The 13,817-nt window shown below is 71.6% G+C and carries 7 protein-coding genes and 1 pseudogene; 4 read left to right on the top strand and 4 right to left on the bottom strand.

The features are described from left to right. From I6A81_RS42030 to I6A81_RS42015, 4 genes are all read right to left on the bottom strand, one after another. Window positions 1–3,864: salicylate synthase (locus I6A81_RS42030; RefSeq protein WP_203005714.1), on the bottom strand; the 3,864-nt coding region annotated here is incomplete at its 3' end. 210 nt (window positions 3,865–4,074) lie between these two features. Beyond that, entirely contained in the window at window positions 4,075–4,872 is a 798-nt protein-coding gene (locus I6A81_RS42025; RefSeq protein ID WP_203005713.1) for an ABC transporter permease, read from the bottom strand. Next, window positions 4,869–5,696: an ABC transporter permease gene (locus I6A81_RS42020; RefSeq protein ID WP_203005712.1), complete on the bottom strand. Its 828-nt coding sequence runs from the start codon at window positions 5,694–5,696 to the stop codon at window positions 4,869–4,871. Before I6A81_RS42020 ends, I6A81_RS42025 begins: the two co-directional genes overlap by 4 nt. Continuing rightward, entirely contained in the window at window positions 5,693–6,700 is a 1,008-nt protein-coding gene (locus I6A81_RS42015; RefSeq protein WP_203005711.1) for an ATP-binding cassette domain-containing protein, read from the bottom strand. Before I6A81_RS42015 ends, I6A81_RS42020 begins: the two co-directional genes overlap by 4 nt. Window positions 6,701–7,032: 332 nt before the next feature. Between I6A81_RS42015 and I6A81_RS42010 the strand changes: the two genes are divergently transcribed. The 4 genes and pseudogenes from I6A81_RS42010 to I6A81_RS41995 all read left to right on the top strand — a co-directional run bounded on the left by I6A81_RS42010 (window position 7,033) and on the right by I6A81_RS41995 (window position 13,624). Next, window positions 7,033–8,547, top strand: a complete 1,515-nt coding sequence (locus tag I6A81_RS42010) for an aldehyde dehydrogenase family protein (RefSeq protein ID WP_307875254.1) — start codon at window positions 7,033–7,035, stop codon at window positions 8,545–8,547. 490 nt (window positions 8,548–9,037) lie between these two features. After that, the gene (locus I6A81_RS42005) at window positions 9,038–10,204 is read left to right on the top strand and encodes a sensor domain-containing phosphodiesterase (protein ID WP_238441622.1); all 1,167 of its coding nucleotides are present in this window, start codon (window positions 9,038–9,040) and stop codon (window positions 10,202–10,204) included. Between the two features lie 361 nt (window positions 10,205–10,565). Further along, a pseudogene (locus I6A81_RS42000) lies at window positions 10,566–11,918 on the top strand (IS1634 family transposase). Window positions 11,919–12,301: 383 nt separating this feature from the next. After that, on the top strand, window positions 12,302–13,624 hold the full coding sequence (locus I6A81_RS41995; RefSeq protein ID WP_203005709.1) for a right-handed parallel beta-helix repeat-containing protein: 1,323 nt from the start codon (window positions 12,302–12,304) through the stop codon (window positions 13,622–13,624). Window positions 13,625–13,817 lie beyond the last annotated feature (193 nt).

Genomic DNA, 13,817 nt, shown 5'->3' with positions numbered 1-13,817 from the left:
CGCCCGGTGGGAGACCTGCACGCCCTTGGGCTGGCCGGTCGAGCCGGACGTGAACAGCACGTAGGCCGGCCGGTCGACGGCGGCCACGTCGTGCGCCGACGACGCGGCCAGCGCCTCGGCGGCGCCAGCCGGCGCGGCGCCGTCCTCGTCGGCCAGCAGCTCGGCCAGGCCCCAGCGGGTGAGGCCGTCCGGCAGCTCGCCGCGCGTGGGCTCGGCGACCAGGCCGGCGAGGCCGGCGACGTCGGCGATCCGGGCGACCCTGGCGGCCGGCTGGTCGACGCCGACCGGCACGTAGGTCGCGCCCGCCGCGAGGATGCCCAGCACGGCGATCACCTGCTCCGGGCCCTTGGGGAGGCTGACCCCGACCAGGTCGCGCGGGCGCACGCCGCGCCGGGTGAGCGCGCCCGCCACCCGCCGCGCGCGCGTGGCGAGCTCGCCGTAGCTCAGCTGTTCGGGCTGACGCCCGGCCGCGCCCGGCGCGTCCCAGACGAGCGCCGGCCGGTCGGGAGCGGCGCCGGCCCGGGCGAAGAAGCCCTCGTGCAGCAGCCGGGTCGAGCGCGGGCCCGCCGTGTCGTTGACGGCGGCGCGCACCGCGCGGACCGCCTCGGTGACCAGCCGGCCGACCGGGCGGTCCCAGCCGTCACCGCCGTCGGCGAGTTCCGCGACCAGGCCGGCGAACACCTTGAACATCGCGTCGACCATGCCGGGCGGGAACTCGTCGTCCCGCACGTCCCAGTTGATCAGAAGGCCGCCGTCGAGCTCGGTGACCTGCGCGTCCAGCAGGACCTGCGGGCCCTGGGAGATGATCCAGACCGGGTCGCCGAACCGCTCGCGGACCGCCGGGGCGAACAGCTCACCCAGGTTCAGCGCGCTGGTGAACACCACCGGCGCGATGACCTGCTGCCCGGCGCGCCTGGTCAGGTCGCGCAGCACCTCGACGCCGGAGTACTCGGCGTGCGCCGCGTCGGCGTGCAGGCGGGCCTGCAGCCGGCGGGCGCGGGTCGCGAAGTCGACGGTGTCGGTGAGGTCGACCTCGAGCAGGACCGAGCTGGTGAAGTCGCCGACGAGGCGTTCGACGTCGGGGTGGGTCTGCTCGCGGTCGAACATCGGGACGTTGAGCAGGAACCGGGGCTGGGCGCTCCAGCCGCCGATGACCTCCGCGAACGCGGTCGCCATGGCGACCGCCGGGGTGATCCCGCGGGCGTGCGCGGCCTGGCCGAGCGCCGCGCGGGCGGCGGCGGGCAGCGTGAGGTGCCGACGGGACACCCGCGGCCGGCCGCCGTCCGTGCCGTGACCCGCGCCGCCGTCCCCGCCGCGGCCGGGCAGGACGGCCGCGCGGGGCAGGTCGGGCGGGCCGGACAGGCTCGCCAGCCGGCCCTGCCACCACTGCTTCGCCCGCGCCGCCGCCTCCCGGCGTGCCTCGGCGCGTGCCTCGCGGTACTCGCGGTAGCTGTAGCCGATCGGAGGGAGCGGGGCCGCCGGGTCCTCGTAGCACTGGGCGAGGTCGGCGAGCAGCAGCCGGTAGCTGACCGCGTCCGCGGCGACCATGTCGACGTCCACGTGCAGCCGGGTCCGGCCGCCGGGCAGCAGGCTGAGCGCGGTGGCGAACACCTCGCCGCGCTCCAGGTCGAGCAGCTCGTGCGACATCTGGTCGCGGGTGGCGGCCGTCCGGGCGGCCACCTCGTCGTCGTCCGCGCCGCGCAGGTCGTGCACGGTGAGGCCACGCCACCCGGACGTCGCCTCGACGATCTGCCGGCCGTTGTCGGTGACCCGGACGCGCAGCATGTCGTGCCGGGCGATCAGCCGCTCGATCGCGGCGCGCAGCCGGTCCGGGTCGACGTCGGCGCCGTCGAACTCGGTGTAGAGGTGGGCCGCCACGCCGGACAGCGGCTGCCCGGGGCTCCGGCCGACCCAGTAGGCGTGCTGCATGAGCGCGAGCGGGAACGAGCCGTCCCCGGCCTCCTGGTCGTCGCCGTCCCGGTCGCCCGCGTTCTGGCCGACCGCGTCCTGGCTGCCGGCGCCACGGGCATCGTGGAGGGCGTCCTCGGGGGCGGGCGGGCGCGCCGCCGTCCCGGTCGCCTCGTCGGGCAGGCTCCCGCCCGCTTCCGGCTCGTCGCCGTCCGCCGGGCGGAGCTGGGTCGAGAGCAGCTTGTACCAGCCGTCGATCGTCGGGTTTTCGGTCAGGTCGGCGAAGGAGACCTCGAGGCCGGAGCGGCGCCAGCGGCCGACCGTCTTCATGACGGCGATCGACTCCAGCCCGAGCTCGAAGAGGTTCGCCTCGTCCTCGACGGACGCCGGGTCGACGTGCAGGATCTCCGCGACCGTCCGCCGGACCTCGTCGAGTTCGATCGCCCCGACCGGGGCGGGGCCGTCCGCCGCCGCGGCGGTCAGCGCGGGCGTGGCCGCGAGGCTCCCCGCGGCCGCGAGGCTTTCCACGGCCGCGAGACTCTCCACGGCCGCGGGAGCGGCGGGGACGTCCGCCGGCGCGGCGGGGACCAGGAACCGGCTGACGCTGCGCAGCTTCTCCCTGGTCTCCTCGAGCTCGCGCTCCGGCTCCGACTGGGCGACGATCCCGGCGCCCGCGCGCAGCCAGGTGCGCCCGTTCTCCTGGAACACGGTCCGCAGGACCAGGGCCGCGTCGAGGGCGCCGTTCTCCTCGGCGACGAGCACGGCCCCGCTGTAGATCCCTCGGGGCTCCGGCTCGTACCGGTCCAGCGACGCGCAGACGGCGGCCTTCGGGATTCCGGACGCCGTGATCGACGGGAACACGGCCGCCAGCGCGTCCCAGCAGTCCCGGCCGACCGCGAGCCGCCCGCTGGCGCGCGACGCCAGGTGCTGCACGCTGCCGCGCTCGAGCACGTTCATGAACTCGTCGACCGCCAGGGAGCCCGGCCGGCACACCGCGCGCAGTTCCTCCTGGCAGGTCTGCACGGACACCGCGTGCTCGTAGATCTCCTTCGGGTCGTCGAGCAGGACCCGCCGAAGCTCGCGGTCGCGCGCCGGGTCGCCGGTCAGCGCCCGGGTGCCGGCGAGCGGCTGGGTGGAGACGATGCCGTCCGCGGAGACCTCGACGACGGTCTCGGGGCTGAATCCGGCGGCCCGCCGGCCGTCCAGGTCGAGCAGGAAGGAACGGGCGGGGGTGTTGCCGCGCCGGCCGGCCACGTAGGTCGCCGCCAGGTCGATCTCGGTGTCGACCGGCACCACCCGTGAGATGATCACTTTGCGCAGCCGGCCCGCGGCGATGTCGGCCACCGCCGTCGCGACCGCCCGCCGGTACCGGTCGGCGCCGTGCTCGAGGTCGCAGGCAGCGGTGGTCGCGGCAGCGGCGGTGGCGGCAGCGGCGGTGGCGGTGGCGGCGGCGGTCGCGGCCAGGTCGCCGCCGGCCGCGCCGCCGGTCAGGGCCGCGACCAGCCCGGGCAGGTCGGCCGGGTCGGCCGCCCGCGCCGTGGCGATGCCGGCCGACAGCCGGATCTCCCGCTCGGGTACGACCAGGTGCAGCACCGGCTGGTCGCCGGCCGGGGAGGGCACGCCGTTCAACAGGTGGACGAGCTCGAAGCCCGCCCAGCCGTAGGCCCGCCACCCGGCGATGCCCAGCGCGTCGAAGAACGCGCCGACCTGCCGCAGGGGTGCCGAGGTGGTCGGCTCCGTCTGCCATTCCCCGTCGACGCCGACGCGGGTGCGCACCGTGCCGGGGCGGACGATGATCTCCGCCAGCGCGCCGAACCCGCACATCCACTCGCCTGCGCGTTCGTAGACCACCACGGGACCGCTGGTCCCGCGGGCGAGGCTCGCGGCGAGCGGCAGCGGTTCGGCGGTGATCGCCACACTCTGGGCGTGATAGCTGGGATACGAGGAACTGGTCATGAAGCTGCCGCCTCCGGGGTCGCGCAGGGCCGGTATTGGCCGTGTTTTAGGTAAAGAAAACTTAAGTTGATCAAATGGGCAGGGTGGGGCGGGGACGGAAGCGGGACCACCGGGTGGTCAGGGATCCCGGTCGTCTCCAGGGATCCCTGACCACGTCAGGGGAGTGCCGTCGGGTCGGGGAGTGCCGTCGGGAGGGGGAGTGCTGTCCGGTCAGGCGACGGGTCTGGTGCCACTCCGGTAGCCCCGGACGGCGAGCACGCCGCACCCGACGATCAGGACGGCCGACCAGGCCAGCGCCTCGAGAACCGGACGGGTCGTGGCGCCGCCATGCGCGAGCGCCCGCATCGCCTCGATGAGCACGGAGAACGGGTTCACCCTGGCGATCGGCTGCACCCACCCGGGCAGGTCGGTCTTCGGCACGAGGCCGGTGGACAGAAACGACCCGACGAGCAGGAGCGGGTTCAGCATGGCGACGACGGTCTCCGTGTCCCGGGCCCGCATTGCCACGAGCAGGCCGAGGAAACCGAGCCCGAGCCCGAACAGGAGCGGCAGGACCAGGAACCCGACGGCCGCCCAGAATCCCGCGGTGAACCGGAATCCGAGCCCCACTCCCACGGCCACGACCACGACCACCGTGAGCGCGCTGCGCGCCGTGTCCGCGACGAGACGCCCGGCGAGCGGGGCCAGCGACGAGACGGGCATCGCGCGGATCCGCGCGTCGAAGCCGTCGCGCAGGTCGGCGGCGGCCGCGGCGGCGGTGACGGGGGAGGCGAACGCGATGCCCATGAGGACGAACAGCGGCAGGCTGACGTCCACGTAGTCGTCGTAGCCGCCGGCCGGGTTGACGATCTTGGCGAAGCTCGCCGTCATCAGCAGCAGCAGGATCAACGGGAAGAAGGTCGACAGCACGAACGTGATCGGGTCGCGCATCATCAGCTTCAGCGCGCGGCCAGCCATCGCGAGGGAGTCGCCCACCGGGGCGGGACGGGGAAGCGCTACCTGGTTCACGAGGGCCTCCCGATCGCCCGAGTAGCTCCCACCACACCCAGGAGCAGCAGGCCGAGCAGCCACGCTCCCGCGATGAGCAGCGGCCGGGCGAGCGCCGCGTCCTGCGCGGTCAGCGCCCGCAACGCGTCGGCGACGCGGCTCACCGGCTGCTGCTCGACGAGCGGGCGCAGCCACGAGGGGAACGCCGACGCCGGGGTGAACGCGCTGGACAGCAGCATGAAGGGGAAATAGATCAGGTTCGTCGCCGTCGTCACGGCCTCCAGCCGCCGGATCGCGAGCCCCAGCGCGATGTGGCACGTGACCAGCGCGGCGCCGAACGCCAGCATGACGACCGGGAAGCCGAGCGCCTTCCACGGCCCGCCGTGGAAGCGGAAGCCAAGCGCGGCGCCGACCGCCAGCAGCACGCCCAGCGAGACGACCGAGCGGACGAGCTCGGCGGCGAGCAGCCCGAGCGCGGGCGCGGAGCGGCTGACCGACATCGCCCGCAGCCGGCGCAGCGTCCCGGAAAGGGCGTCCTCGGCCGCGAGGATGGCGGCGGACATCCCGGTGAAGAACACCGTCTGGATGACCACGGCGGGCAGCAGGTAGTCGATGTAGTCGATGCCCGAGCGCCGCATCACCCGGCTGAAGACCGTGAAGAACAGCAACGCGAACACCAGCGGCAGCACGATGGCGCTGATGATGGACGCGGGGCGGCGGCTCATCAGGCGCAGGTGCCGCCCGGCGAGCACGGCGACGTCGGTCGCCAGCGCCGGGCGGGGGTCCGTCACCGCGGCGCCCGGCGGCGGGCCCGCGAGCGTCGCGGCGGGGGCGGCAGCGGTCATGAGGCGACCTCGGCGGCCGGCCGCGCGAGCCGCTCCACCTCGTCGCCCGCCCCGGCCTCGGGGGCGGCCGAATGCCCGGTGAGCGCCAGGAACACGTCGTCCAGGGTCGGGCGGCGCAGCCCGATGTCGTCGACCTGCGCGATGGGGAGCCCGCCGTGGCGCGCCTCGTCGAGCTGGCGCACCACGGCGACCAGGGTCTCGGGGCCGGACGCGGGCAGGCTCACCCCGTCGGAGGTGAGGCTGACGGGGCCGAGCGACGTGAGCGCGTCCGCGACCAGCTGGCGGTCGGTGGGGTCGGCGATCGTGATGTGGCACACGGCGCCGCCGACGCGTTGCTTGAGCTGCGCGGCGGTGCCCTCGGCGACCACCTTGCCCCGGTCGATGATGGTGACGCGGTCGGCGAGCTCGTCGGCCTCCTCGAGGTACTGGGTCGTGAGCAGGATCGTGATCCCGCTCGCGCGCAGCTCGCGCACGGCCTGCCAGAGGGCGAGCCGGCTGCGCGGGTCGAGCCCGGTGGTGGGCTCGTCGAGGAACAGCACGGCCGGCTCCCGCGTGATCGACGCGGCCAGGTCGAGGCGCCGCCGCGTACCGCCGGACAGCGTCCCGGTGCGCTGGTCGGCCGCCTCGGTCAGGGCGAAGCGCTCCAGCAGCTCGGCGGCGCGGCGGCGGGCCTCGGCCCGGCCGAGCTTCATCAGCCGGCCGAACAGCACGAGGTTCTCGCGCGGGGTCAGCCCGGCGTCGAGCGACGCGAACTGGCCGGTCACGCCGATCGACGCCCGGACGAGCGCCGGCTCGTCGACCACGTCGTGGCCGGCCACCCTGGCGTGTCCCGAGTCCGGGCGCAGCAGGGTGGTCAGCACGTTGATCGCCGTGGTCTTGCCGGCTCCGTTGGGCCCGAGCAGCCCGAGGATCGTGCCGGCCTCGACCCGCAGGGACAGGCCGTCGAGCGCCCGGATGTCGCCGAACGTCTTCACGAGCGCGTCGGCCTCGACCGCCGCGGTCACGGCATGACCCCCTGGCGCGGTGTCGGGTGGCAGCTCGCCATCTGTCGTCCTTCCTGATGCCGATGTGGGCGGGTGTTGCTCGTCCGGAGGCGGCCGCCGACCGCGCGGGGTAGCGGGTCGGGCGGCTGTGCCTCCATTGCTCCGAGCGGCGCGCTTGTGGTGAGATGCCGGAGCGGTAGCAGGTAAGGCTAACTTAAGGCAATTGAGGCTTACCTTCCATACTTGAGGCCGAGGCCGGCGGGCACGAGGAGCGCGATGTCGATCCACCAGGAAGGTCCGGGCGCGAGGCGGACGGGCGCGCGACGCCCCCGGCGGGGGCCGGGACGGTCGCGGTGGCTGGCGTGATCGAGCGGCGGATGACCGGCGGCGAAGGGGTCGCCCTGCGCGACCGGCTGGCCCCCGGCGACGGCCTCCACGCGCAGGCGGCGCAGGCGGCGCCAGCCGCGCTGGGTGTGCTGCTGGCGCGCTCGCGGGCCGCGGGCGAGTCCACGGAGCACTGGGACCAGGCACGGGTGGACCAGGTCGTGCGCGCCGTCGGCCGGGCGTGCTACCGGGACGAGCTCGTGCGGACGGTGAGCGCCCAGGTGGTGGCCGGAACCCGGATGGGGACGACCGAGGACCTTGTGAAGCTGCACCGGCTGCGCGTGCTGGGGACCATGCGCGACCTGCACGGGCAGCGGACGGTCGGCGTGATCGCGCGCGACGACGAACGGCGGACCCTGACCTGGGCCAAGCCGCTGGGCGTCGTGGCCCTGGTCACACCGGCGACGGCGCCCTGCACCGCGCTGGCGACCAGCGTGCTGTCGCTGCTGAAGACCCGTAACAGCGTCATCCTCAGCGCCCACCCCGCGACCGCCGAGCCGTTGGCGCGCATGGTCGAGGCCGTCAGGCACGCGCTGCGCGAGGTCGACGCCGACGAGGACCTGGTGCAGCTGGTCGTCGGCGCCGACCGGGAGGGCAGCCGCGAGCTCATGCGCGCGGCCGACTTCGTCGTGGCGACCGGGGGAGCCGGCACGGTCGCCCGCGCCTACGTCAGCGGCACGCCGGCCGTCTCCTCCGGCCCCGGCAACGCGACCGCGGTCGTCGACGAGTACGCCGACGTGGCCACCGCCGCCGACCTGATCAACACGGGCGCGAGCTTCAACAACGGGACGTCCTGCTCGTCGGAGAGCAACGCGCTGGTCGACGCGCGGGTGTTCGACGCCTTCCGGGAGCGGCTGGAGGCCGGCGGGGCGCTACTGCTGTCGGACGAGGACGCGCGCCGGCTCGAACGGCTGCTGTGGCCCGACGGCCGGCTGGCGCGCCACCTGGTCGGCCGCGGCGCCGTCGAGATCGCGCGGGCCTGCGGCCTCGCGGTCCCCGCCGGCCGGCGGGTCACGACGCTCGTCGCCACGGCCGTCGCCGCCGAGCCGGGCCGTCCGTTGTTCACCGAGAAGCTGGCACCCGTACTGACGATCGCGCCCTACCACGCGTTCGACGCCGCCGTCCGCGACGTCCAGGAGATCCTCGATCACAGCGGGCGCGGCCACAGCTGCGCCCTGCACACCGGCCACGGCCCGGTAGCCGAGGCCAGAGTCGACCTGCTCGCGCGCGCCGCCAAGGCCTGCCGGGTGCTCGTCAACCAGTCGACCATGGGCAACGCGGGCAGCTTCTCGAACGGCATGGAGTTCACCTCGGTCGTGTCCACCGGGACGTGGGGCGGCTGCGGCGTCTCGGAGAACGTGAGCTGGCGGCACCTGTACAACCGCACGACGGTCTCCTACCCGACGCCGACCCAGGTGCCGAGCGCGGCCGAACTGTTCGACGACCCGGACCTCCCGGACACCCTCGAAACCGAGGGCGACTGACCTCACCGGTGACCCGGCGTCAGAGCACGAACCGCGCCTTCTCCTGTTTGAGCATCTGGAAATCCGTACAGAAGTGCACGATGCCACTATCTGCGCGGACTGTCCCGTCTCGTAGATGTTCGTCACGGGCGTCCCGCCTGATGGTTGGCGGCGGTCTTGTTCAATTGTGGCGTGGTTCGCCACTGGACGACGGTGGTCGCAGGATGAATCCCCCCATGACTGGCAAAGGCGGAAGCAACTGGGTGTTCCGGGTGTTCCGGGTGACGCCGGTTGCTGTCGGTGGCGGGCATCGGCTCGGTGCTGACGCGGTGTCTGTCGGGAAGATTGGTTGCTAACCGTAGGAAACTGATCGCAGATACGCTCATCATCTCGGGTTGACGCCTTAGCGCGTACCTTTAGTAGTGGCCTCGCTGCTGGAGGGGGGTGGGTGGGCGAAATGGGACACGGCACTCTGGTCGGCTGCCTGGATCGCGACTCGGACGCCCCGCCAATGATCGCCGAGCTGCTTGCTGTTGCCCGGAAGCGGCTCGGGATGGATGTCGCGTGGCTGGCTCGGTTGGTCGGCGAGCAACTCCTCATCGAACATGTCGAAGGAGACACAGCCGCGGTCGGGGTCAGACCGGGGTTCGTCAGACATCACCGGGACACGATCTGCGGCCGCGTACTGGAGCACGGGCATCCGCACCTGATCCCCGACACGCGCCCGGAGGGTTACATCCCAGGCTGTGAGGCCGTCGCGCAGATCGGTGTCGGCTGCTACGCGGGAACGCCGATTCGGCTCAGCGACGGCAGCACCTACGGCCTGCTGGGCTGCGGTAGCTCGCACCCCGACCCGACCCGTCGCGCACGGGACACCTCCTTCCTCGCGTTGATCGCGGAGGTGATCGCGGGGTGCCTGTGGAGTCCGGATCGAGCGTTGCTGGAGCGGGAACTGACCTGGCGCCGGATCACTTCGCTGATCGACTCCGGAGGGCCGGACCTGGCGTTCCAACCGATTTTCGAGACAGGCGAGATGGCGATCGTGGGACTGGAGGCGCTCTCGCGATTCCCGCCAGGCTCCGGGAGCGCGGAGAAGTGGTTCGCTGACGCCACCCGGGTGGGCCTGGGGGTCGAGTTGGAACTCATCGCGATCCGCAACGCGTTCCAGATGCTGTCCGTTCTCCCCCCTGCCATCGCGCTCGGCGTCAACGCCAGCCCCAGTGCGATCAGATCGCCAGCCCTTCGGGACATGATTGGGTGCGTTCCCGCAGAACGGGTCTTCATCGAGATCACCGAACACGAACCGATCGAGGACTACGGATGCTTCGTAGCCATCCTGGAAACGCTGCGGCGGACCGGGGTGCGGATCGCGCTGGATGACGTCGGTTCGGGGTACGCCAGAATGGATCATGTCCTGGAGTTGCACCCCGACGCTCTGAAGACCGACAGGCTGCTCGTCGAAAGGATCGACACCGACCCGACCCGGGCCGCGCTCCTGTCCGCGTTCAGCCACTTCGCCAGGAAGACAGGGACGCTCCTGGTAGCCGAGGGCGTCGAGACGGCGGCACAGCTTAAGCGGACCATCGAGGGCGGCGCGGACGCGGCCCAGGGTTACTACCTCGCGGCGCCAGCGCCACTGGCGCGCCGAGCCCCGGCGCGTCGGAGTTCGGAGTACTGATCGTCCCTTCCCTGCGGAGTGGTCAACGGCTGTGTTGTAGCCGCTTACTGAGAACGGGGCTCCATGGGCGCGCCTTTTACCATAGGTGATAGACGCCCGTAGGTGTAGCTCCGATGATCTTTTGTCCTCTGGCTGGTGCGTGGTCATGCCAGCTTGCGACGTCATGACTCTTGGTCAATGCAATCTCTTGCTATGACGGATGCCGTTGCCCATGCCCCGGTCCGGGGGCCGTGTGGCCTGACTTGGCTCACGTTGATCGCTTTGGCGAGATCGTGGGCCTGTGACCTGGGGTGTTGTCTCGCGGGACGGCGAAAAGTCCGCACTAGCCCGAGGGTTCTAGGCTGGCGGGGTTTCTCCGTATGTGCGGACGGTGAGGACGAAGTCCGGGGCGCGGGCGGTGCAGATCGGGTAGTCGTCGCGTGGGGGCTCGTTGGAGCTGGAGCACATCGGCTCGGCGCATTCCGACGCGGCGCTGGAGGCGTTGAAGGCGGTCGCGCGTCAACGCCTGGCCCGCGGACAGGGTGAGCTTGACCTGCGCCTGGACGACGCGGCGCCGCCCGCGGGTGGGCCGCTACCGATCACCTCGACGCGGTCCGCCGCGCTGTGGGACGCACTCGGCCGGGCCTACGACCTGCTCGGGTTCGACGAGGCGGCCGAGGGTGACGAGGTGTTCCGCCAGCTGGTGCTCGCGCGGATCATCGAGCCGACGTCCAAGCAGGACAGCGCGCGGGTGCTGGAGGAGACCGGGATCGAGCCGGCCTCGTATGCGACGGTCAAACGGCGGTTGCCGGTCTACGGGACCGGTGCCTGGCGGTGGTCGCTGTCGCGCCGGCTCGCGGCGCACGCGGCGCTGGGACCGGCGTCGCTGGTGCTCTACGACGTCTCCACGCTCTACTTCGAGATCGACGAGCCTGACGGGTTCCGCGAGCCTGGGTATTCGAAGGAACGCCGCCTGGAACCGCAGATCACGATCGGGCTGCTCACCGATGCCTCGGGTTTCCCGCTCATGGTCGACGCGTTCGAGGGCAACAAGGCCGAGACCCACACGATGCTGCTGGTGATCCGGGCGTTCAAGACGGCCCATCGCCTGCCCGACGTCACGGTCGTGGCCGACGCCGGCATGATCTCCGAGGCTCACCGCAAGGCGATCGAGGCCGAAGGACTCTCGTTCATCCTCGGCATGAAGATCGGTGAGGTTCCCTACGTCGTCGCGGCCTGGCGGCGCGACCATCCCGACCAGGACATCCCCGACGGGCACGCCTTCACCCAGCCCTGGCCCGCCGGCGCGGACAAGTCCGTCAACCGGACGCTGGAAGCCAAAGCCCGCGCCCTGGCCGGGCTCAAGGGCTACATCACCAACATCACCGACCCGACCCCGGAGTTCGTCCTCGACTCCTACCACCGGCCCTACAACATCGAAGAAATCGTTCCGGATGTCGAAGAGCGATCTCGCCGCGCGGCCTATCTACCACCACAAACGCGTCTCGATCGAGGCCCACCTGACCATCGTCTTCGCGGCGCTGGCGGTCTCCCACCTCATCGAGCAGGCCACCGGCTGGTCGATCCGCCGGTTCGTCCGCACCACCCGCCGCTACCGCACCATCCAGATCCAGGCCGGCGAACACACCCTCACCGCCGCCGACCCCTACCCGACGACCTCCGCAACGCCCTCAACCAGATCCACGAACCAGCGACGAGGACCGCACTAACGTGAGCCAAGTCGGGTCTCGTCCACGACGAAGCCCGGCTCCGGCGGACACGAGGACACAACGCTTCCGCTCCGCCGGACGTCCAGTACAGGACACGCCGTCGTCCAGAACCTCCGCCACGGACACTCCGAACCCCGCGCTTGTCGGAAAGCACATCCAGGCAGGTCGGTCCGCGTGTTCATACTCGCGCAGCGCGCCGCCAAGCCGGGCGCGTCGGCTGAGATACGGCGGCATAGGACGTTCGGCAGCAAGATCTGTGCGCGAACAAAAACCGGCAACCTGACACAAAAATCATACTCAAACAGCAGACGGGAACACGGGGCCAGTGATGATGAACCTTTTCCGCCCCCTCCAGCCGAAAACCGGGTCCAGAAATCCCGCCACCGGGTTGACGATCCCCGCCGGCATCACCACGGCCATTGTGCTCGGCGCCCTGGCCGTCGGCCTCCTTGCCGCCTGTGACCCCGAACAGGGCGTCGTCCCGAAGCCGGTTTCCGGGGTTCCCGAGCCGGTGGGCCCCGCCACCCAGGTCCCGCGGACCGGATCAGCCACCGCGGCAGCCACCGCGGCAGCCACCGCGGCAGCCACCGCGACAGCCACCGCGGCAGCCACCGCGGCAGCCACCGCGCCGGCACCACCGGTCCCTCCCTCTCCAGCGCTCATCGCCGCGCCCCAGCCCGGTGGCCGGGCCGTCACCGTCGCCGACGGCGACCAGCTGGCGAAAGCCCTGGCGGACGCCCGCCCCGGCGACGTCATCACCATGAAGGACGGCGTCTACACCGCGAAGGGCGACTCCGTCACCATCGGCAAGCAGAACGCGGCCGCCAAGTTCAGGATCACCGAGTCCGGTACCGCCGACAGGCCGATCATCCTGCAGGGCTCCCGGCAGGCGATCATCGACGGCAAGCCCGGCGACGACGGCACCGGGGGCGACTACGGCCTCCACATCTTCAAGGCGGACCACTGGACGGTCAGGGGTATCCGCATCACCAATCAGAAGAAAGGACTGGTGCTCGACGGCTCGAACCACAACACCATAGACGGCGTGATGGTCGATACCATCGGGCAGGAGGCCGTGCATTTTCGCAGCGGGTCCAGCGACAACGTCATCAAGAACAGCTTCGTGGCCAGGACCGGCTACACGTCACCCGGGTACGGCGAGGCGATCTACATCGGCAGCGACGGCGGCAACTGGGACAAGCTTTACATGGGCACCGGCTCCGACAAGTCCGACCAGTCGGACCGTAACCAGGTCCTCTACAACACCATCACCGAGTTCACCGGCGAGGGGCTGGACATCAAGGAGGCTTCCTCGTTCAACCTGGTCAAGGGCAACTACTTCGACGGCGGCAGGCTGGGCACGGACCCGGACAAGCCGGGCGATCCACTCAAGCCGCAGAACTCGGCCGACTCCTGGATCGACGTCAAGGGCGACAACAACACCATCACCGAGAACTCGGGCGTCCACGTGCCGCCGCTCCACAAGAACTCGGCCGCCTTCCAGACGCATGTGCACGGCCCTGACGGCTACAACTCGGCGTCCAACAACCTCTTCACCAAAAACAAGGTGCTCTCGGGTAACCAGGGGTACGGGTTCTGGATCGATCCCAACGGTACGGGGAACGTTCTCTCCTGTAGCAACATCATTCAGACCAGCGAGCCAGGCAAAGGCTTCTCGAACCTGGGCGGGTGCCGGGAGACGGGCAACTGACCGCGTTCCGCGCGCGGCTGGCCGGCACATCAAAGCCGCCGTCCGTCCGGCCCAACCACAACGGCGGTCAAGTGGTCGCCGTTGTGGTTGGGACCATGGATCTTCAGCTCGCGGGGAGGCGCAGGACGATCTCGACGCGGCGGTTGAACGACTGGCCCTCGGGGTCGGGTGAGCCGTCCGGGTTGGCCTCCTC

Source organism: Frankia nepalensis (genome assembly GCF_016786325.1).
Taxonomy (GTDB): domain Bacteria; phylum Actinomycetota; class Actinomycetes; order Frankiales; family Frankiaceae; genus Pseudofrankia; species Pseudofrankia nepalensis.
The sequence above is the reverse complement of the archived record's forward strand: the minus strand, read 5'-3'. Positions and strand labels throughout refer to the sequence as shown.

Excerpts from the sequence above, each read along its gene's own strand:
- I6A81_RS42020 (WP_203005712.1), bottom strand. The coding sequence starts at position 5,696 with ATGACCGCTGCCGCCCCCGCCGCGACGCTCGCGGGCCCGCCGCCGGGC.
- I6A81_RS42005 (WP_238441622.1), top strand. The coding sequence starts at position 9,038 with ATGATCGCCGAGCTGCTTGCTGTTGCCCGGAAGCGGCTCGGGATGGAT.